18 protein-coding genes are annotated in these 21159 nt (G+C 54.1%); 11 read left to right on the plus strand and 7 right to left on the minus strand.

Features of this window, described 5'->3' with window-relative positions; genetic code table 11:
* Positions 1 to 584, plus strand: a 584-nt coding sequence (locus ACFC20_RS06645; protein ID WP_375192322.1) for an IS3 family transposase, incomplete at its 5' end; no start/stop codon positions are given.
* A 571-nt stretch (positions 585 to 1155) separates the two neighbouring features.
* On the opposite strand, the gene ACFC20_RS06650 is transcribed toward ACFC20_RS06645, so the two are convergent.
* Positions 1156 to 5013: a hypothetical protein gene (locus tag ACFC20_RS06650; protein ID WP_375192323.1), complete on the minus strand. Its 3858-nt coding sequence runs from the start codon at positions 5011 to 5013 to the stop codon at positions 1156 to 1158.
* A gap of 357 nt (positions 5014 to 5370) precedes the next feature.
* The gene (locus ACFC20_RS06655) at positions 5371 to 7254 is read right to left on the minus strand and encodes a sigma-54-dependent Fis family transcriptional regulator (RefSeq protein WP_091643530.1); all 1884 of its coding nucleotides are present in this window, start codon (positions 7252 to 7254) and stop codon (positions 5371 to 5373) included.
* Between the two features lie 209 nt (positions 7255 to 7463).
* Between ACFC20_RS06655 and ACFC20_RS06660 the strand changes: the two genes are divergently transcribed.
* From ACFC20_RS06660 to ACFC20_RS06675, 4 genes are all read left to right on the plus strand, one after another.
* Positions 7464 to 8387 carry a transporter gene (locus ACFC20_RS06660; protein WP_069183784.1) on the plus strand — a complete coding sequence of 308 codons (924 nt, stop codon included), beginning with the start codon at positions 7464 to 7466 and terminating at the stop codon, positions 8385 to 8387.
* Between the two features lie 39 nt (positions 8388 to 8426).
* Positions 8427 to 10538, plus strand: coding sequence for a PQQ-dependent dehydrogenase, methanol/ethanol family (locus tag ACFC20_RS06665; RefSeq protein WP_091643527.1), 2112 nt, complete (start codon positions 8427 to 8429; stop codon positions 10536 to 10538).
* Between the two features lie 14 nt (positions 10539 to 10552).
* Positions 10553 to 12067, plus strand: a complete 1515-nt coding sequence (locus tag ACFC20_RS06670) for an aldehyde dehydrogenase family protein (RefSeq protein ID WP_091643524.1) — start codon at positions 10553 to 10555, stop codon at positions 12065 to 12067.
* 251 nt (positions 12068 to 12318) lie between these two features.
* Positions 12319 to 13095: a response regulator transcription factor gene (locus ACFC20_RS06675; protein ID WP_091643521.1), complete on the plus strand. Its 777-nt coding sequence runs from the start codon at positions 12319 to 12321 to the stop codon at positions 13093 to 13095.
* A 477-nt stretch (positions 13096 to 13572) separates the two neighbouring features.
* Here the strand turns inward: ACFC20_RS06675 and ACFC20_RS06680 are convergent, their stop codons facing one another.
* Complete coding sequence (locus ACFC20_RS06680; RefSeq protein ID WP_008175593.1) at positions 13573 to 13998, minus strand: MerR family DNA-binding protein; 426 nt, start codon at positions 13996 to 13998, stop codon at positions 13573 to 13575.
* Between the two features lie 74 nt (positions 13999 to 14072).
* Here ACFC20_RS06680 and merT point away from each other — a divergent pair, with 74 nt between their 5' ends.
* From merT to ACFC20_RS06710, 6 genes are all read left to right on the plus strand, one after another.
* Entirely contained in the window at positions 14073 to 14423 is a 351-nt protein-coding gene (gene merT, locus ACFC20_RS06685) for a mercuric ion transporter MerT (protein ID WP_008175596.1), read from the plus strand.
* A gap of 13 nt (positions 14424 to 14436) precedes the next feature.
* Positions 14437 to 14733, plus strand: a complete 297-nt coding sequence (gene merP, locus ACFC20_RS06690) for a mercury resistance system periplasmic binding protein MerP (RefSeq protein ID WP_008175598.1) — start codon at positions 14437 to 14439, stop codon at positions 14731 to 14733.
* Positions 14734 to 14735: 2 nt separating this feature from the next.
* Positions 14736 to 14975 (plus strand): mercury resistance system transport protein MerF, encoded by a 240-nt coding sequence (merF, locus tag ACFC20_RS06695; protein ID WP_008175600.1) that lies wholly within the window; start codon positions 14736 to 14738, stop codon positions 14973 to 14975.
* Between the two features lie 5 nt (positions 14976 to 14980).
* Positions 14981 to 16384 carry a mercury(II) reductase gene (merA, locus tag ACFC20_RS06700; protein WP_008175602.1) on the plus strand — a complete coding sequence of 468 codons (1404 nt, stop codon included), beginning with the start codon at positions 14981 to 14983 and terminating at the stop codon, positions 16382 to 16384.
* A 13-nt stretch (positions 16385 to 16397) separates the two neighbouring features.
* Positions 16398 to 17033 carry an organomercurial lyase MerB gene (gene merB, locus ACFC20_RS06705; protein ID WP_008175605.1) on the plus strand — a complete coding sequence of 212 codons (636 nt, stop codon included), beginning with the start codon at positions 16398 to 16400 and terminating at the stop codon, positions 17031 to 17033.
* Positions 17034 to 17524: 491 nt separating this feature from the next.
* Complete coding sequence (locus ACFC20_RS06710) at positions 17525 to 17902, plus strand: multicopper oxidase domain-containing protein (RefSeq protein WP_069184690.1); 378 nt, start codon at positions 17525 to 17527, stop codon at positions 17900 to 17902.
* Between the two features lie 55 nt (positions 17903 to 17957).
* On the opposite strand, the gene ACFC20_RS06715 is transcribed toward ACFC20_RS06710, so the two are convergent.
* The 4 genes from ACFC20_RS06715 to ACFC20_RS06730 all read right to left on the minus strand — a co-directional run bounded on the left by ACFC20_RS06715 (position 17958) and on the right by ACFC20_RS06730 (position 21105).
* Positions 17958 to 18272 carry a cytochrome c gene (locus tag ACFC20_RS06715; RefSeq protein WP_069184689.1) on the minus strand — a complete coding sequence of 105 codons (315 nt, stop codon included), beginning with the start codon at positions 18270 to 18272 and terminating at the stop codon, positions 17958 to 17960.
* Between the two features lie 66 nt (positions 18273 to 18338).
* Positions 18339 to 19568, minus strand: coding sequence for a sulfite oxidase (locus tag ACFC20_RS06720; RefSeq protein ID WP_083231865.1), 1230 nt, complete (start codon positions 19566 to 19568; stop codon positions 18339 to 18341).
* A 114-nt stretch (positions 19569 to 19682) separates the two neighbouring features.
* Positions 19683 to 20528 carry an anti-sigma factor gene (locus ACFC20_RS06725; RefSeq protein WP_069184688.1) on the minus strand — a complete coding sequence of 282 codons (846 nt, stop codon included), beginning with the start codon at positions 20526 to 20528 and terminating at the stop codon, positions 19683 to 19685.
* Complete coding sequence (locus tag ACFC20_RS06730) at positions 20521 to 21105, minus strand: RNA polymerase sigma factor (protein WP_141697240.1); 585 nt, start codon at positions 21103 to 21105, stop codon at positions 20521 to 20523. Before ACFC20_RS06730 ends, ACFC20_RS06725 begins: the two co-directional genes overlap by 8 nt.
* Positions 21106 to 21159: the final 54 nt, after the last annotated feature.

Genomic DNA, 21159 nt, shown 5'->3' on the forward strand with positions numbered 1-21159 from the left:
TACCGAAGCGCAAGCGCCGCAAGGGTATCGCCATGGAACGTCAGCCCCTGGTGTTGCCGGAGGCTCCCAACCAGACCTGGTCCATGGATTTCGTTATGGACTCACTGGCGTGTGGTCGGCGGATAAAATGCCTGACCATTGTTGATGACTTCACCAAGGAGTGCCTCGACATTCCCGTTGCAAACGGGATCTCTGGTGACCAGGTGGCTCGCACTCTTGATGCCATAGCCGCCTTCAGAGGCTATCCTCAGGCTGTCAGGACAGATCAGGGGCCGGAGTTCACCAGTAAGGCTCTGGATCAGTGGGCTTATGATAACCGGGTGGAACTGAAGCTGATCCAGCCGGGGAAGCCGACTCAGAACGGCTTCATCGAAAGCTTCAATGGGCGCTTCCGAGACGAGTGCTTGAACGAACACTGGTTCCGGGATCTGGCCCATGCCAGAGAAGTCATTGGTAACTGGCGACGAGACTATAACGAAAACCGACCCCATTCAGCCTTGAGCTACCAGACACCACTGGAGTTTGCCGCTGGCTACCGTACTACTGAAAAAGGGTCGAAATTAACCGACATTACTAAGCAGTGAGTGGTTTAGTAATTGGGGGCAGGTCATGTGTGCCACACTTAGGTGTAAATAGGCTTAAAATGCTGATATATCGGGGTTTTGGAGGCTGGCAGTTTTTGCTTTAGGCATTTGATCTTTGAGATTTTTCACCGATTTAGACCGGTTGCTGCCTACCTTTGAGGGTGTCCTCCGGAGGCAAAGGTCATAGGTTCGAATCCTATCGGGCGCGCCATTATTTTCAAAGGCTTGCGTGAAAACGCAGGCCTTTTTTATTTGCCTGTGCCCAAATTGTGCCTTGCTGGAGCCCAGTCACTTTAGGCCGCTGCTATATCACTCAGTAAAAAGACCATTGCACGGTTTCCACCTCACCATCTCCAAGGCACAGCCACTCCGCGTTATCTATGAATCCAAAACGCCTTGTTGTCGAAACCTTTGGCCGCAAAGCGAACATTCAGATCGACCGAAGGCGGTCCTTCTCTAGGGCCGTGCGCCCCGTTAACTCAGCCTTCGATTCACTAGAAATTCTGGCGTCTTGGGAGAAACTCTATACCGTTACTGCGGATGTTCGAAGGAAGTTGACGTTTTCTTACAGTCACTCAAACCTTTGCTCTCGTTCTTCATCCTCTCGCTGTTCACGCTCTCTCTGGGATTCGATCAACTTATCCAGATCAGAGGCAATTGTTTTGGCAGCCTGGGATATTTCCGGGCGCCCGTGTTCTACCAACCTACCAATAGCATCCGCCCGAGGTTGCATTACGCCCGCTCGGCTACCGGACCAAGATGATGGGGTGACGCGCTCGGCGAATGTCTTAAGAATAGCTTCTGGCTCGGGGGAGGCCTCAAGCAGACGAATAGCCGTCTCCGAAATGGTAACGACTCCCCTTTGATCATCAGTTGTTGACCAAAGAACGACACCAGCCGCAATTGATGCCCAAACATCGTTATCGGTTCTCGTTTTGCACCATCCAATCAGAGCATCCACGTTGATCCTGGATAGAGGGGACTGACGCATGTCTTCATCCTGAAGAAAGAACAGTCTTCGACGTTGTTCAGGTTCAGTGCCCTTAAAAATTTGACTTAGAAACGTCTCTGGCATTAATTCCACTGTCGTTGCGATAGCACTTTCGAATGCATGAACAAAGCCATGGTGCTCATCAATAACCGTAACGATAGTGTCCAACCACTCCAGCTTTTCGGCCTCGTTCCCCTCAAAGTGCAATGCAGACCTTACGACGCGCTCCATGTTGTAGTCCATGGATCCACCAGCGTCACGGTGATCTCCTTGGAGCCTCTGAATTGCTGCTTTCAGACCGATTCGTCTGAGGGCCAATCCGAGCGTATCAGCCGCCTCATTTCTGTCTGATAGCTTCATACTCAAGGCCTCCAAAACCACGTCGTCGCCGTTCGGTCGATCTAGAAGTCGCTGAGTAAGATCAAGAACACGGCTTTCGGGCAAGTGAGCATAGTCGTCCCGCCAGATGATTGTTCCATACATTCGCGGGTAAACAGCAGGATCATTGAGAAGCGCCACACAGCGATCTAAGTCTGTTTCTGTGAACCTCCGTCGGGGATGCAATCCAACCAATACGTTTCGAAGCTGAGGATGCTTTGCACACTGGTCAAGCAGCTGCTGTGCTAGTACTGGATCGGAAGAGTCAGCCCCTTCAATGAAGCCTCCAAAAACTGCAAAGTCCTTATTGCCTTCGGGCTGTTGTTCCAGCAGATCGATGAGTTGCTGCCAACCAACTCGCAGGTTATGGCTCCCCTTCGCTAACCCTCTCCCGAATGTGGCGCGATAGGGCTTTCCGTCGCTGGAGAACAGACTGGGACCTAACTCTTCGAGCTCATAGTCTGATGTTGCAAAGTCCTCCCCCAATTGGAGTGCCTTGGCGTCAAGTCGCTTCATGGTTTCGCGAAACGTGTTCCCTTCTTGATGATCAAAGTCGGCGTCTAGTGCCCAATAATCGTGTCCCTTGCCGAGCACAAATGTCATTATTTTCGGGACCAATTCATCGGGTTCCAGCTCTCTCTCCAATGCGGCGAGTTTATCTGGCAGCGGCTCGAAATCATCTTTGCCTTTGCGCTTGGTGTGGTCAAAGTAGATTGTCGATCGGACGGCTTTCCAGCCCTCGACCCAGGGGTAATGGGCATTAAGCTTTCTAGCAGAGTCGACGAGTTTGTCCCTGATCGCTTTGTGGTGCCATAACCCTCGAAACGCGTTTGCGAAGGTCTGTCGTGCGGGTCCTTCAAGATTGGGATCGCCAGAGGTCCCTAATCGCACCGCAACATCGATAGAGGCGCTGCGCCATTCCACGAGTTCATCGTGGCTGGGTCGGAATCCAAAGTCTCTTGGGCGCGCACCAAACTCGTTCATCCCATATCCTGTCCAAGGCGGCCCACCCAAGGCAGTTGAAAGCATCCGAAAGCCCAGCGACCTTCGTCCAGCCACCTCTGACAAAAGGCATTCATTCATGATCGCAATGCGTTGGTTTAGAGAGGCATGTGTGCCAGACAGGTAGGGCTGGAAAAATCTTACGATCTTATCTCGAACCGCGTCGTAGTTGTTGTTCTCATCTTCGTAGTCGGCCACCCGGATTAGCAGCCGGGCGCAGCGGTCGAAGGCGCACGCTTCGTATGCCAACATTTGCAAAAGCTTGAGAATGGTTGACCGTTGTGTATTTCGATGCGGATCCATACCTTCAAATTCAGGCGCGGAAATCTCTGCTTCAATCCTCTCGAGCAGTACTTCAGGTGCAACCGGAGCAATGTACTCCAGCATTCTTGCGGTCATACCTTCAAGCGTTAAAATCCGTCCCAGCAGCCCATATGGCTGGAGCCAAGCCTCAACGATCTCTTTCGCAACGGGATGATCGTGCAAGAGTCCCAGCCTGTGTGCGAACGACATAAGTAAGCGTTGACTGCCGGAGCCTTCAAAGGTCGCCCGGATGTGATCAACTGGGATGCTTTCAAGTGCCGATGCTGCCAGCTTGTTCGCAATGGCATGGGGGAGGATGGCTCGCCAATACCCTCTCGTCTGCATGACATGACGGTCCATCAGGATTTTGACGGATCGGAACAATTGACGCTGGGAATGCCCTGAAATCGAACCCAACACTTCCAACTCGCTGTTACCATTCTCAGGGATTGAGACCGAGAACGAATATACCAGAGACAGAGTTTCAGCCTGCTCCCGAAGATCGTGGTCTGGACGCTTACCTTGCTCGAACAAGCGGTCAAATAGCTGCGCGTCAGAAAGCTGAGCCAAACTCTCGTTTTCTTCGACTCTTTCGGCAATTGCCAGGGACACCCTCGCGTTCCCATTTGCGAACTCTGCTATCCGACGGGCATTGTTCTGGCCGATGCCGGGGAAGCGGCGGAGCAGAAGCTGCTCGGCAACCTGCGGTCCCGCAGCTTCAATGTGAATAACCTCTGTTGTCTGAGGTTTGTCGTCGTTCCTAATGTCGTACTCAACAGTGATGAGGCCTATATCGCCGCTTGCGGCTGATACTTTGCTGGCGAGTGAAGAGTGCAATTCTGATGGGCAATTATCGAGGATTATGATGGCACGACGGCCCTCAGCGATAAGCCTGTCCAGCATCGCTGCTGCCGAAGGGTCCGGTTCATCACCCGTATCTACGTATATTGCGATAGTTTTATCAAGGGCGCCTGAAACAACCGTTTCGTCGAAGAGTGCCTGCACGATCCTGGTCTTCCCAACTCCGGATAAGCCCGTGACACGAACAGCTTTAGTGGTGGACCGAACTAGGTTTCGCATCGGATCAATGGCGTCTTCAATGCTTAGCTTCTGGCCCTTTCCTGAGGGTAACGTGACCATTACACCCGGGGCAGAAATTAGATCGTCAACGACATCGTGTGGAGGATTACTCCAGGCGCCGTATGGCTGCCAACCTGAGAACCCTTGGCCAAGCTTTCGTTTTACCCAAAGCATGATAGAAGGATGCTGTCGCAACCATTGAGTCAGCTTAGAACGGTCGTAAAAGTTCAGGTGAATATTGTCGCTATTGGGATCATCCTCTACGGCATCCCGCATAGCTTTTAAGCGATCTTTCAGCATGGGAGGGGAGCAATCATCACCCAAGCTGACAATAATGTAGCTTCCGCACTTTGCAGCTTGGCCAGAGATTGTCGGTGACAGTTGGCCGTCGGCGGCCATCTCATTAGTGATTGAGGCCTTCGGCATCGAGTGCTTCTTGGCTTGAAGGATCGTGTCAGGCTTAACAAGAAAGCCGGTATTTAGCGTATCGACGGGAACCTGAACATGGATATCAATTCCTTCATCAGGCGCGTTGATTGAACCTGACCAGCGTACCCATGCGGGGCTATGGCCATGCGCTGCCACTTCGGCCTCGGCGAGACGCGCAACTAACTCTTCGAGCTCACTATCGGTCAGTCGGAGTAGATCATCTTTCTCTATGTCGAAAATTGCCACGCACTCACCTCAGTAGATCCTCTAACGGTTTCACCCGGAGATAACCATCTAACTCAGCCAGTTTGATGAAGTGTGCCTGTTGGAGCGCTTATTGTGAAAGGGCTTGCTCTCAAACGGCTTCGTGGGCGCGTGTTGGTCGACGCGAATGTTCGCTTTTGTTTAGCTGAGGTCAGAGGATGCCTTGGTCGCAAAGCGGACATTTGGAATGGGCGGACAACGACCGGCACAGCCAAGCTAATGCCCCACAACTAGAAGCCGGATACACCTGACAAACTGTAATGCCCAGGCGCTTACTCGGTGAAAAGAGCGGCGCGTTTTATCCCCTCATGAGAAATTCGGGCTAGTCCACGAATTACCTCAGAGGCCAAAATGTTTAATTTTCCGATAGAGAGTGGCTCGTGTTATTCCTAATTCTCGAGCCGCGGCACTGACGTTGTGATTGTGTTTCTCGAGCACACATCGCACCGCTTGGCGCTCCGCAGCGGCGAGTGTGCCGCCCTCGCCTACGTCCACATCCGCAGTATCATTTTTGGCCTTGATGTCCTCGGGCAAGTGCTCAACATCGATAATTCCCTGAGTAGAAAGCGCCTGGCCAAGATTCAGTGCCTGCTGGAGCTCTCTAATATTGCCTCTCCACGAATGGTGCCTTAAGAGATTACGAGCCTCAGCTGTCAGAATTGGCGGGGAATCTTCCTGTGACATTGATGCCAGCAAGTGATCAATTAAAGCATCGAGGTCTTCACGCTCCCGCAGAGCAGGGAGCTGCACCCTGAGGCCATTGATTCGGTAGTAAAGATCGCTCCGAAAGTCCCCACTCTCCATAAGCTCATCAAGGTTCCGATGTGTCGCACAGACCAGAGAAAACGAGACGGGCCGAGACTTCTCTTCTCCAAGCCTGGTGACAATGCGTTCTTGCAAAACACGTAACAACCGTGCTTGAAATTCTACCGGCATATCGCCTATTTCATCCAGGAAGAGCGTACCGCCGTTCGCTTCCTCAAATTTCCCCTTGGCACCCCCACGTCGGGCACCAGTAAAAGCGCCGTCTGCATAGCCAAACAACTCTGATTCTATCAGGCCGGCAGGAATAGCCGAGCAGTTCACGGCAACAAACGCGCCTTTTGAAGAAGGCCCATTGGCATGTAGCGAGCGCGCTAAAACCTCTTTGCCTGTTCCGGTTTCCCCAGTCACCAGAACCGGAACTCCAAACTGAAAGGCCCGATGCGCCTTGTCAAAAAGTGGTTTTGTTGGCTCGCCCACATAAAAAGACTGACTGATGTCCGGCCGTCTTTGCGGTGGCGTCGATTTGACGCTCACGAGCCCTTTCCGAAGACTTTCAACCTTAAGAAAAAGCCTTGCCCCATTGTGACATTCCACCTCAACAGGGCTTTGTTGTGATCCCTCGATCTCGGCAGCGCGACATGAAAATAAGTCTTTGAAACAGACCTGACTCTGCGTCTTCTCGAGAGACTCGAGATCCAGCATCTGTCTGGCCGAGGGGTTTGCACCTAAAACTTCACCATCCTCGCCGAAATGTATCAACCCACGCATGGGTGACTGTGTAAGCTCCGGGCGATAGTGAAGGGCGAGGACCAAGGCGCCACGCAAATCGTCGACCATTCGATTCTCAACAGACCGAGTTGCGAGCGCAACTGCTTCAAGAATCCCGACCGGTCGGCCATCATAAGGTTTCGAAGCATTCAAAGCCCCGACCAGCGTCCCTGCAGGGTCAAAAATGGGCACTGCCACGCAGGATAGATCGCGGAAAGAATGCAAGAAATGCTCACTTCCACACACAAGCGAAGGCCTGCCTTCTATCAAAGCGCAACCGGGAGCATTGGTTCCAGCTATATCCTCTGAAAGGTCCATACCAGGATTCAAAGCGGCTCCCAGCAATTCGTAGCAGGGACTGTCATTGCCGAAATATTTAATGCTGCGGCCTTCTCTTTCCAGACACGCCAAAACCCAACCTGCAGAACTGATTGCACGAAACAACCGATGCATTTCAGGCTCGGCAAATGTCATGAGACGCTGATGTTGATTGCGGATATAAGAAATCTGGTCGAATTGCGCGGCCTCAAGTAAGAGCTGACCAGAGGGGGACACGCCATGTTTTCTGCATCTTAGCCAAGAGCGCAAAACCTCATCCCGCACCCACTGGGACGGTACAACATGCCCTTCGTCAAACAACTCACGGGCTTGCTGGACCTGAGTGTTCAGATCAACGATCTTTTTATGCATAAGGACACCCACCACTCTGTATTTTTTTTATTCAACCATCCAATTTTAGTGTATTGAAACGATCCACTTTTTTCCAAAAACTAAAACATAGATGCTATAAAGCCGCATAAGTAATTGTTTCATAATAATTTCCTAAGGAGCAATCGATCTGGCATATTGATTGCTTCACGTCGAGTGCAATACCAACAAAACTAATAAGAGGCTGCACTATGTCATCTGTATCAAACTATAAGCAAAAAAGTTTACTCGGTTCCAGAAAGGGGAATTTCAGCGTCGCTTCTGTTGGATTAACCACCATGTTGCTGACTTCCGGTAATGCAGTAGCTATTGACGTTGATGCCGGGGATTACACGGCACTGCCCGCCGGAACCAATCTTGGAATGGTCTACTATCAATACGCCACTGCAGACTCACTCTACTCGGATGGCGACAAAGCGCCCATTAATGCTGGATTAGACTCACAGGTAGGAATCCTGCGTGGGGTGCATTTCACTGAAATTGGCGGTTACACAGTAGACCCTCAATTTCTCCTCCCATTTGGCAAGGTGGAAGGAAAAGACGATACCTCTTCCCTTGGTGACACCAGTGGCATCGGCGACCTGATACTTGCGGCGACAGTTTGGCTTGTAAACGAGCCCGAAAGTAACACCTATTTCGGCATTACTCCGTTCCTGTATGTTCCGGTAGGGAGTTACGATCGAAATGACACATTAAATCTTGGCGAAAACCGGTGGAAACATACATTACAGGCGGGTTACATAACTGGTCTCACTTCTAACATCTCATTAGACCTGGTTGGTGACGTCACTTTTTTCGGCAAGAATGACGAACTCGGTGCCTCCAAGGCCACTCTGGAACAGGACCCCTTGTATCAGCTCCAAGGCTTCCTGCGTTATAACGTAACGCCGCAATGGGACCTTCGCACCGGTATTTCTCATACTTTCGGCGGTGAGACACAGATAAATGATATTAACCAGGACAATGACCTTGCCACCACCAAAATGACAATCGGTACGGCATGGTTTGCGAATCCGGGACTGCAACTAATCGCAAATTATGGAAGCGATTTGTCCGTAGAAAATGGATTTAAAGAACAACATCGACTCAACTTTCGGATTCTAAAGGCGTTTTAAAATCTTATAAAACAGTAATAAAAACGAAAGGACATAGAAATGAAGCTGATTAATAGTCACTACAAAAACCGTTTCACAAAAAAAGCGATAAGTAGGGTATTAGTTCCATTTTTAGTAATCGGAGCCAGCACCGTTATTGCCGCCGATCAGGTTAACCAAAGCTATATCATTGAAAATGCCAAAACCGGCAAGGACTGGCCCACCCATGGTTTTGATTATGCGGAGACGCGCTTTAGCCCTCTTTCCCAAATTTCGGCGGACAATGTCGAAAACCTCGGGCTTGCATGGTCCTACAACCTTGGGTCTGAGCGAGGTGTCGAGGCCACTCCACTTGTTGTGGATGGCGTGATGTATGTCTCTGCCTCCTGGAGCATTGTACATGCACTTGATGCAAAGACCGGCAAAAAACTCTGGACCTACGACCCTGAAGTACCTGGGGAGGCGGGCTCCAGGGGTTGCTGTGATGTTGTAAACCGTGGCGTGGCAGTGCACTACGGAAATGTCTATGTTGCATCCTACGATGGTCGACTGATCGCCATTGATGCAAAAACCGGCGAAAAAGTTTGGGAAACGAATACTCTGCCCGACAACGGCATGAGCTACACGATTACCGGCGCACCTCGGATTGTTAATGGCAACGTGATCATAGGCAATGGTGGGGCCGAATTTGGAGTCAGGGGCTACATCACAGCTTACGACGCCAAAACCGGGGCACAGAAATGGCGTTGGTATACTGTGCCGGGAAATCCGGACGAACCGTTTGAAAACGAGGCCATGGCTCGCGCCGCAAAAACCTGGGACCCGAGTGGAAAATACTGGGAGGCCGGTGGCGGTGGCACTGTATGGGACTCTATCGTTTTTGATCCGGACCTGAATCTCTTATATATCGGCACGGGTAACGGATCTCCATGGTCACACAAGAAGCGTAGTCCGGAAGGTGGGGATAACCTCTATCTCTCCTCGATTGTTGCTCTCAATGCCGACACTGGTGAGTACGTATGGCATTACCAAGCAACGCCCGGGGACAACTGGGACTATACTTCAACGCAGGACATGATTCTCAGCGAGCTCACGATTGATGGAGAGCGTCGCAAAGTTATCATGCAAGCTCCCAAAAACGGCTTCTTTTTTGTTCTCGACCGGACAAACGGTGAATTCATATCGGCCGACAATTATGTCGATGTTAATTGGGCCACGGGATACGACAGCAATGGTCGTCCAATAGAAGTTCCTGAAGCACGATCCATGGACGAACCCTTCGATATCGTCCCTGGGCCTTTTGGTGGCCATAATTGGCACTCAATGTCTTTTAATCACCAAACCGGCCTGGCCTACTTCCCGTCTCAGCACATCCCTATCACAATGGTCGAGGACCCCTCCTGGGAAAGCATAGAAAGCAATGAGCCGGGACAACCCATGAGTGGCATAGGTTGGAACACCGCTTTCCAACTCAACGTAGCGCCACCATCAAGCAAGCCATTCGGGCGACTTACAGCCTGGGATCCCGTTACGCAGCAGGAAGCCTGGCGTTACGAGCACGTCTCTCCCTGGAACGGCGGAACCCTGACAACGGCCGGCGATCTGGTATTTCAGGGAACCGCAGACGCTCGCTTTATGGCGTTCAACGCGCAAACGGGTGACCACCTATGGGAATCCCCAATGGGTACCGGCGTCATTGCAGCGCCCATAACCTATGAAGTAGACGGCACTCAGTATGTCTCTATTGCAGCAGGCTGGGGCGGTGTTTTTGGAAAATCCCAGAGAGCCTCCGACCTCAAGACCGCCGGTACTGTTTATACGTTTGTCCTGAACGGTGATGCCGAGATGCCTGAGTTCACCAAGTATCAGCTGAACTCACTGGTTTCCGGCGTTGACTATAATCCCGACTTTATTGGAGAAGGCACGGCTCTCTACGTCAGTAATTGCGTGTTCTGTCATGGTGTTCCTGGTGTAGACAAGGGCGGTAATATTCCAAACCTGGGCTACTCAAAGAAATCAGTTATTGAAAACCTGGACGCCTTCCTGTTTCACGGTCCATTCGTTTCCCGTGGCATGCCTGATTTTACCGAAACGCTGAATGAGATAGATGTCGAGAAAATAAAAGCGTTTATTCAGGGTACTGCAGATGCTATCCGTCCGAAAAGTCAGTGATTTGAGGGAAACCAATGAATACGTTCACAAAACATCCACATGATTTAGAGAATAAAACCCGGGCGTTCCTGGCTCGTCAAAATCACCGTATGCTGATAGGCGGCCAATGGGTTGATGCTCTGGAAAACAAACGTATAGAGGTAGAAAACCCAGCTGAAGAAACGGTTATAGGAAGCATACCCCTTGCACATCCTGATGACGTTAACAAAGCCGTTAGCTGTGCAAAAAGTGCGTTCAATGGTGATGACTGGGGCCGAATGAGACCCTCCGCCCGTCAGAACATGCTTCTCAAACTTGCAGATCTGATTGAGCGAGATGCCAGAATCATTGCTGAGCTGGAAGCTATCGACAACGGCAAGTCTGCTGCTATTGCCGAAGCTGTTGACATAAGCCTGGGTCTGGAATTCTTTCGCTACATGGCCGGGTGGGCAACAAAAATTGAGGGCTCGACTCTTGATGTGTCCATGCCCTTTGCCCCGGCTGACTCTGACTTTACTGCATATACCCGACGCGAACCCGTCGGTGTTGTTGCCGCAATCATACCGTGGAACTTTCCTTTTCTGATGGCCTGCTGGAAGCTGGCTCCGGCACTTGCAGCGGGTTGCACGGTTGTGTTGAAGCCTGCGGAACAAACTTCCCTTTCTGCCCTCTATCTGTGCGAGCTGATCGGAGAGGCAAATTTTCCTGACGGGGTTGTCAATATCATTACTGGCGAGGGCCAGAGCACTGGGTCGGCACTGATAACTCATCCTGACATCAACAAGATTAGTTTTACGGGATCCACTGAGGTGGGTCAGATCATAGGCCGTGCTGCGATGGATAATATGGCGCGAGTTACCTTAGAGCTGGGGGGCAAGTCTCCAATGATTGTCCTGGCTGACTGTGATCCGGAGAAGGCTGCGCAAGGGGCAGCGGCAGCAATCTTTTTCAACCATGGACAAACCTGCAGTGCAGGCTCGCGACTTTACGTTCACCGAAGCATTTCTGACAAGGTCCTGGATCGGCTCGCCGAGTTAGCAGAGGCAATACCCCTGGGGCCTGGCCTGGATCCAGCTGCGCAAATGGGACCACTCGTGTCCAGGGTTCAGCTAGACCGGGTCTGTCGCTACATTGAGACGGGCCGCCAGGAAGGTGCCCGCCTGGTTACCGGTGGCGAACGTGCTGACCGCAAAGGTTATTACGTCAAGCCCACCATATTTGCGACCGAAGACGACTCTATGGTCATAGCCAAAGACGAGATCTTTGGTCCCGTTCTGGTGGTCATCCCGTTTGATGATATCGAGGATGTCGTAGACCGGGCCAATGATAGTCGCTATGGCCTGGCAGCGAGTATCTGGTCAAACAATCTTTCTCAAGTGCAACGCTTAATCCCGAAATTAAAGGCAGGCACTGTGTGGGTAAACGGGCACAACATGCTTGATGCAAACATCCCATTCGGGGGCTATAAACTCTCCGGGGTTGGACGTGATATGGGTAAACAGTCACTCGATTCATATCTTGAAACAAAGTCGGTTGTCATTGCCCTCTAGGACAAATGCTAAACCCCAGCTCTGAGAAGCAGGGGTTTAGCCTAGATAGGTCAACCATTCAATTTCCGAGAGTCGAATAACACCTTCCTCACAGGTGAGCCACAAAGCTTCACCGATATGGGGATGAAGAGAATGACGCAGGTCTGCTTTAAGGCTCCTTGCGCGATGCCGCTCGAAATAGTCAATCCATGCGGCGAGGAGTGCGGGCGGAGCACCGGTCAATGTATGTACAGTTTGGCGAGGAATAACAAATGCTAAAAGAAGCCAATAACTTCAGAAGCTTGGCAAAGAGCCAAGCTACGCTGCACTCGCTTCCAGTTCCTGACATTGGGCAGGACGAAGTTGAAATGGCGCGATTGCCCAAGGTCATGATTGCTGATCATCAGCCGCTTTTTCGCGACGCCATACGCGACATTATTTTAGTAAATCATCTTTGTGAACATGTCTTCGAGGTATCCAGCTTGAAAGATGCTATGGAAATCGTGAGTGAGCATGGCAGCCTTGGTCTCATCTTCTTCGATCTCGACATGCCGGAAATGCAGGGGCTTGGCGGTCTCGGTAGCTTAAATGAGATCGCACCTTCGCTACCCATCATAGTTATGTCGGTTAGAGTAAATAGGTATATCACGTCTCAGGCGATTGGCCGGGGGGCCATGGGAGTCGTAGCGAAAAATGCATCAAGAAATGAAATTGTCGACGCTATTCGACAGGTTTTGGATGGCAAGATTTGCATTTGTGCAGGCTCTGACGAATTCGAAAGTGGTAATGGTCTTGCTGCTGGCCGAGCCGGATCAGAAGCAGAGATAGATCGCAGCCAGTTTCAATCTTTAACAAAGCGCCAGTTGATAGTTTTAGAGAGAATAACACTTGGAGAGTCCAACAAACAGATTGCGTACAACTTACACCTGGCCGAAACGACCGTGAAGGCTCATGTTTCGGCTGTTTTACGTAAGCTAAATGTTCAGAACCGCGCGCAGGCGATCCTTGCAGCGAGTTGTCTCGACCTAGTTTCCCGAATGCGCAAATAGCCGGGTGTTTCGATTCAGAGCAGACCTAAAACGAGGCCGGAGTCGAAAACTGACTGAAAAATCAAATCAGCCGGTGGGTGCTGAGAGAATTCCAACTGGCAGTTTTCGGAACGAATGTCAGGAACATTCGGAGCTTATGTAAACATCCCTGTTTTAGTTGCACCGCGGATTAGGGTTCTCCGCACGGTTGTGTTTTGCCAAACATTCCAATGTCAGAGGGTCTTTCGGTGACTCGCGGGGGGGGAAGGCAACCAGGTCACGCGGCCGAAGAAAAGGTCCGCTTTATTGTTCAATTCGGTCGTTTCTGAATGTCCGCTTTTGTTTAGCTGGGTCTAGAGTAAGCCCTGGTCGCAAAGCGAACGTTTAGATTTGGCGTAGGCTCGGGGATAAGCGGCGACGTATGATGCCGACCGGATCGGCCCCCTTGCTGGTTGCCATAACCGACCCCGGCAGAGAAGTTGGCTCTCGTAGATAAGCTCACGACGTGTTTTCCTCTACGCCCTTATAAAGAGACGTAATGAGCGGGCACTTCACGTCACCCTGCTCAGTGCAACATGCCTGCACCAGCCCCTCCAGCGTTCGCTCGATACGCCGCAGACTTGAAATTTTCTCACGCACCTTGGCGAGCTTCTGTCCGCCCAGTACCCGTGCTTCATCGCAATGGGTGCCGTCTTGCAGTGTTAGCAGTCCTCCGATTTCATCCAGGCTGAAGCCCAACCATTGGGCCGTTCGAATGAACTGAAGACGCGCCAACGCCTGATCGTCGTAATGGCGGATGCTTCCATAGGGTTTGTCAGGCTCTGCCACCAGTCCCCGGCGCTGGTAATAGCGGATGGTTTCCACTCCAATATTGGCGGCCTTGGCCAGGGCGCCAATGGTCATTGAACGTGGTTTCTTGGACATAGGGGGTTGATTCCGTAGCTGACTACGGGAGTAACCTTATCTCAGTCATCCATCTCATGAAAGGAGCCAACGTAATGTCTGAGCCCAAATCCGGTCGCGGTTCGCTGATCGCAGGGGGCGTTGCCGCCGTCCTGGCATCCGCCTGCTGTCTTGGTCCCCTGGTTTTAATCGCGTTAGGAGTTTCAGGCGCCTGGATCGGCAATCTGGCCGCCCTGGAACCCTATCGGCCCTGGTTCATCGGTGCGGCACTGGTGGCCATGGTGTTTGCCTGGCGCCGGATATACCGGCCTGCACAGGATTGCCAGCCGGGCGATGTTTGCGCGGTGCCGCAAGTACGCACAACCTACAAGGTTGTTTTCTGGATTGTCGCGCTGCTCATTCTGACTGCGCTGGCGTTCCCTTATGTTTTACCCCTATTTTACTGAGAGGCATAGCACCATGAAAAAATCACTGATCGCCACAGCGTTATTCCTGTTCGTTAGCCTGCCGGCCCTGGCAGCACCACAAACCGTCACCCTGTCAGTCCCTGGCATGACCTGTTCGGCCTGCCCGATCACCGTCAAGGCCGCTCTCAACCGGGTGGAGGGCGTGACCTCTGTGGATGTTCGTTATGAAGAACGCGATGCGACGGTCACCTTCGACGACGAGAAAACGACCGTTGAGGCACTGACGCAAGCCACCACCAACGCCGGCTATCCGTCCACGCTGAAACAATCTCAGGCAAAACAGGAGTAACCATGGCAAACCCCAAAACCCTGTTGCGGGTGAGCGTCATCGGCACGGTGCTGGTCGCCCTGTGCTGCTTTACCCCAATACTGGTGGTTTTGCTGGGAACCTTAGGCCTGGCAGCCCTCACCGGCTATCTCGACTACGTGCTTTTGCCCGCACTGGTCTTTTTTATTGGCCTGACCTGCTATGCCGTCTGGCGTAAAAAGAAACACGACGCCTGCTGCGACAGCCCTTCAACCAAGGAGTAACGTTTATGAGTGACAACAACCTGCACATTGCGGTGATTGGCAGCGGTGGCAGTGCCATGGCTGCGGCCCTGAAAGCGACGGAGCGCGGTGCCCGGGTGACGCTGATTGAGCGCGGCACCATCGGCGGAACCTGCGTCAACATTGGTTGCGTACCGTCCAAAATCATGATCCGGTCGGCGCATATCGCCCACCTTCGCCGGGAAAGCCCGTTTGACGACGGACTGAGTGCCCAGGCACCGGTGGTGGATCGTTCAGCCCTTCTGGCTCAGCAACAGGCCCGGGTGGAGGAGCTGCGCGAGTCCAAGTACCAGAGCATTCTCAATGACAATGCCGCGATTACCGTCCTCAAGGGCGAGGCGCGGTTCGTGGACGAGCGCACACTGACGGTTACGCTCAACGACGGCGGCGAGCAGACGGTGCACTTCGACCGGGCCTTTATCGGCACCGGTGCCCGGCCCGCCGAACCGCCTGTTCCGGGGCTATCCGAGACGCCCTATCTCACGTCCACCAGTGCGCTGGAGCTGGATCACATTCCCGAGCGCCTCGTTGTGATTGGTGCCTCGGTGGTGGCCATCGAGCTGGCTCAGGCCTTTGCCCGCCTTGGCAGTCGGGTCACCATTCTGGCCCGCAGCCGGGTGCTGTCTCAGGAAGACCCGGCGGTGGGTGAAGCCGTGGAAGCGGCCTTCCGTCGCGAGGGCATCGAGGTGCTCAAGCAGACCCAGGCCAGTGAGATTACCCACAATGGCCGGGTGTTCACCCTCCAAACCAACGCCGGCACCCTGGAGGCGGAGCAACTGCTGGTGGCCAGTGGCCGCACACCCAATACCGAGAACCTGAACCTGGAGGCCGTCGGCGTGGCTACCGAGCGCGGCGCGATCCGGATCGACAACCACCTGCAAACGACCGCGTCCGGCATTTATGCAGCCGGGGACTGCACCGATCAACCCCAGTTCGTCTACGTGGCTGCCGCCGGTGGTAGTCGGGCCGCCATTAACATGACCGGCGGTGACGCCAGCCTCGACCTCAGCGCCATGCCCGAGGTGATCTTTACCGATCCACAAGTGGCCACCGTCGGTCTGTCCGAGGCGGAGGCCCAGGCTCAGGGATACGACACCGACAGCCGCACCCTGACCCTCGATAACGTGCCCCGGGCCCTGGTTAACTTCGATACCGGGGGCTTCATCAAGATGGTCGCTGAGCGTGGCAGCGGACGATTGCTGGGTGTCCAGTCCGTCGCGGGCGAAGCCGGTGAGCTGATCCAGACGGCCGTCATGGCGCTGCGTGCGCGTATGACCGTGAACGACATTGCCGATGAGCTGTTCCCGTACCTGACCATGGTGGAGGGGCTCAAGCTCTGTGCCCAAACCTTCACCAAGGACGTGAAGCAATTGTCGTGCTGTGCGGGATAAGACGGTGCCGCCAATGTATAACATGGATGAGATCGTGGAACGGCTGGGTCTGACCGGCGAAAGGGAAGCCGCGCTTCATGTGACGCTGTTGCGCGAGCTTGCCCTGGGACAACCGGTCACTGTTGAGCGGCTCGCGAAGTCGCTCAACTGGACGACTGATGAGGCAGAGTTGGTGCTGGAAAAACTGCCCTGCGGGACCATCGAGTACGACGGCCAGGGACGGCTGATCGGCTCCGGCATCACACTGCGAGAAACCCCGCATGCATTTGTCATCAACGATCGGCCCCTTTACACCTGGTGTGCACTGGATGCCTTGATGTTTCCAACCGTTATTGGCGAACGGGCGCAGGTGCAATCGCGTTGCCCGCAGACGAACAACCCGATCAACATGACGATTACGCCACAGAGAGTGGTTTCGCTTGAGCCGGAGGACGCGGTCGTCTCTTTAGTGTCGGTGGCCGCATCGGGAGACATTCGAAGTGCGTTTTGTTGCGATGTCCTTTTCTTTGCCTCTCGACAGGCCGGGGAGGCCTGGGGGCGAGATAAACCAAGCGCGCAGCTGGTGACTGTGCAGGAAGGTTTCGAACTGGGACAGCGGATTGCGCACCTTATGCTCGACAGAGCAAGGCGTTACCAACATGACCTTTAATACCTGAATGTTCGATACCAATCTTGAACGTAGGTCAGCACCCAGGAGCTAGGCCATGTCATTTCCAAAGCGTTCCGTCGCTGCACCCTGTCTGTGCATCAAATCAGGAATTATCTGGACATGCGATTGGTGTATTCCTGTGGTGCCTCACCCGAACAACCGGACATGCACCCATTACACTGGCGATCGACGTGCATCGAATGTTCGCTTCTGTTTAGGTGCTTCTGGTCGCAAAGCGAACATTCGGAATGGCCTTCAATGCCGCCCAATTTGCCTCCGTTTGAGGCTCGGGGTTGTCGTGTTTAGTGGGGGAAGTCCAGACTGGATGGTGGGTCAAGGTTTGTTGAAGGATTTATCAAGGAAATGTCAAATCCCAAACTTAGGCTTTGACATGGGGTAAATATCCACACACCCTGAACGGCTGAGCAATGAACTGGCCGACCTGCCACGCCCGGACACGATCACAGCCCCCCCGATTGTTCCGGCTTGGCATGAAATTGATGCAAGGCTTTACCATCAAAGGTCGTCAGTTTGAAGGTGCGACGGTGGCCGATGGCGAAGTTGTTTTGTTGGGCGAAAGCGAGGTTTGTGAGTTCTTCAACAACACCATGATACCGAATCCCATGCATGTCCGTGGATTGCAGTTCAGGGTGCTAAGCCGACGCTACGCCGATGCACTAGCTGCCGGGCAGTTGGCGGCCGGCATCGTGGATTCAGGGCTGCACGACACCGTGCTGGTGCTGCCCGGAGAGAGGGTCCGGATTGCGCTGACCTTCACCGACTTCCCGGGACTCTATCCTTACCATTGTCACAATATGGAGCACGAGGACAATGGCATGATGCGCTATTACGAGGTGCACAAGGTCTAGGCAACTCAGCAGGGTTGGGTGAACTCCGGGACCGGCACGGCGGTCCCTCCTGCGTTTATTTCCCGGTTACGGATTCAACGTAGTGAGCAACGGCCTCGATCTGTTGCTCCGACAGCGAATCACCGAACGCTGGCATGATCCCCACGCCACTCTTTACCGCATTGCGGACCTGCTCCGCAGAGGGTTTGAGCTCGTCCAGATTGGGGCCAATTTCGCCAACCGATCCTGCATCGTTCAGTGCGTGACAGATGGTGCAGGAGGGTTGAGCCTGCTCGGTGAACACCTTCTTGCCCAGTTCGAGTTGTTCATCCGCCATCACGGTGGCAGACGCAGAGACAAGTACAGCGAATAACAGTGTACGTAGTGACATGGAAAATCCTGGTTCGGTCAAAGAAACGGGCGGCCCGGCGGGCGAACCGCCACAAGGTTCATGCATTTATGAAACGGTGACGGTCACGCCATGGTCTTTCCAACTGGTGTTGCCGTATCCGCGCTCGTTTTCCGTGCGTGTGGGCGGCTGGGTATTGCCCTCGGTGTCGGTTGCGCGGCTGACAATCCGGTGATCGCCGGCGCTCAGATCCATCGACACCACAAACGGCCGCCAGGCATAACGCCCCATGTCGGGCCCAAGGAAGCGGGCGGTCTTCCAGGTTTCGCCACCGTCGGCTGACACCTCCACCTTGCTGACAGCATTCATGCCGCCGAAGGCAACGCCGTACACCAGGTTTTTGCCCTGGCTGGCGGTGGTCAGGGGGGCGGTAACCCAGGATTTGACCGGCATCTCCCACATGGACGGCTGATCGGGTGCTCCTTTCTCGCCAATGGGACGAATGCGATAGCCGGAGGCCTGAATCTTGGCGTCCGACTGGCCCTCGGTGAACGCCACCCGATCCACGTATTTCACGTTGTTGACCCCGAAATAGCCGGGCACAACCATGCGCAAAGGGCCGCCGTGGGCCAGGGGCATGGGCTCATCATTCATGTCCCAGGCCAGCAGGGCCTGATCCAGAGCCTTCAGGGGAATGGACCGTTCCACCATAATGGTTTTCGGGTCCAGCCCGGCAGGCAGGCTCTCGCCGCCCGTGCTGGTGATGTAATTCATCCCGGGTTTCACGCCGCCCAGTTTTGCGACAACCTCCCGTAATGGCACACCGGTCCAGATCAGGCAACCGGCCGCACCTGTGCCCCACTGGGTGCCCCCCGGCCCGTGCTGATAGTAGGCCCGCCCGTTTCCTGAACACTGAAGCACCGTGGTCACAGTTTCCACGCCGATTTTTTTAAGGTCGCCAAGGGTCAGGGACTGGGGGCCATTCACGCCTTCAAAAGTCACTTTCCAGGCATCGCGGTCAGCAACGATATCGGCATTCGGGGCTGGCAGATTGTTGCGCACGTACAATTTGTCACTGTCAGTGACCACACCACTGCCAATCGCTCCCCGTTCGGTTTCGATGGTGTTGGCACTGTGAACGATGACGTCATTGGCGTTTTTCCAGCGAACGTAGTCCGGCAGCGTTTTGGGCTCTGCGGCTTTGGCCAGCGGGCTGAGCCCCAGCAGACTGACGGACGCCATGGCACCGGCGGAGCCCAATAAAAGGCGCCGACGGCTCATTTGGATTGACTCTGCCGGAGACTGGGAGGCAATGGCGGGCGAATCATTGATCGACATGGTATTTCCCTCATTGTTGATCACTCCGGACTGGTTCCGGTTTTGTTGTTGGGCTGATTGCGAATGCATGAGTTAAGTGTAGGGATTGATTAGAAAATAACCACCGAGGTCGGTTCAGGAAGCACTCATCGCTGACTTGTCGATGGGTGGCACATTGCCCGATGGCGCCACAACCAGTAAGCCCGATGCCCGCATCGGCAACCCAATAACTTCCAGCTCGTTGTCACGGGTTCGAAAATCACCGGCACGGGCCACGGCCTGTCGCACGTCCGGATTCCGGAAAAACACGCGCTCCGATATTTGGTACTGAACGATCAGGCTGTTGCCCAGCCGCACGGCGTAGGCCTCGGCGGGCTCGCCACCTACTCTGGTTGTCCAACGGGCCAGAACGCGGCCATTGGCCCACTGCATGGGCGGCGACAGGTCGGCGTCGTCAGACGGCGTGCGCAGATCGTTGCCCACCACCCGCTGATAATCGGCCAGCACGTCGTTGACCATGGGAATCTGACTGGCCACCGCCATCTGATTGGGATCTTCGGGCGTCAGGCTGGGTACCAGAAGCATCGCCGCCAGCACCATGGCCACCGCCCAGCCGCCGCCTCCGATGACAGCCGATGGGCTCAGGCGGGTCAACCAGTGTTTCAGGCCTTCCAGAGGCTTCTGACCGACCGGGCGCCTGTCGCTGGTCTGGACGCTGGCAAGGGTATCGTCGAGGCGCTTGGCAAATGCGGGGGACAATCTGGGCGCGGGTATCTCTTGTAGTCGTTCAGAAAGCATCCGCTGGCGTTCGGCATCGTGTCGGCAGGCCTCACAGCCAGCAAGGTGAGCTTCAACCAGAGTGATGTGATGCTCATCCAGCTCGCCATCGGCATAGCCCGCCAGCCAGTCCTGAATCTGGTGGTGCAGGTCAGACCACTGATGGGATTCCGAAGAGGGGGTGATAGAGGGCTTATCACTCATGGGGGGTCACCCTTGTGTGCGTGTTGTCACTGGCAGCCGGATTGTCGGATGCCACCTTGATCAATCGCTCGGCCAGCAGGCGACGGCCTCGTGACAGGCGGCTCATCACCGTGCCTGGCGCCAGGTCCAGAATCTGCGCAATGTCCTGATAGCTCAGATCTTCAAAGTCCCTCAACAGAACCACCTGCCGGAAGTTGTCCGGCAGGTCGCGAACGGCGGCCATCACCTGCGCATCGGTCTGATGTTTCAGTGCCTGCTCGAACGGGCCGGGAGCGGCGCAGGGGTGTTCGCTCAGCACGGCGTCTTCGGTTGTGAGTACCGGGGCCAGTTGCCGCCGCCGATTGTCCCGGCGGTAGCCATCGGCAACCACACGGTTGAGAATTCTGAGCAGCCAGGCATAGATTGCTACCTGGTCGTCCAACTGGCCAAAATCCCGCCAGGCCCGAAGCAGGGTTTCCTGAGTATAGTCTTCCGCTATTTCAGTCGAGGCGGACTGGCGTTGCGCAACACCGTACAGCCGGTAACGCCAGGGGCGTACTAGGGTGTCAAACTGCTGCTTGCTTCCGGTGCTGCGCATTTTGTGTGCCCGTTTGGAATCGGTGGACTTGTTAACCAAAGACGTCGCCTGTGT

It is taken from the genome of Marinobacter sp., assembly GCF_041984545.1.
In the GTDB taxonomy this organism is placed as follows: domain Bacteria; phylum Pseudomonadota; class Gammaproteobacteria; order Pseudomonadales; family Oleiphilaceae; genus Marinobacter.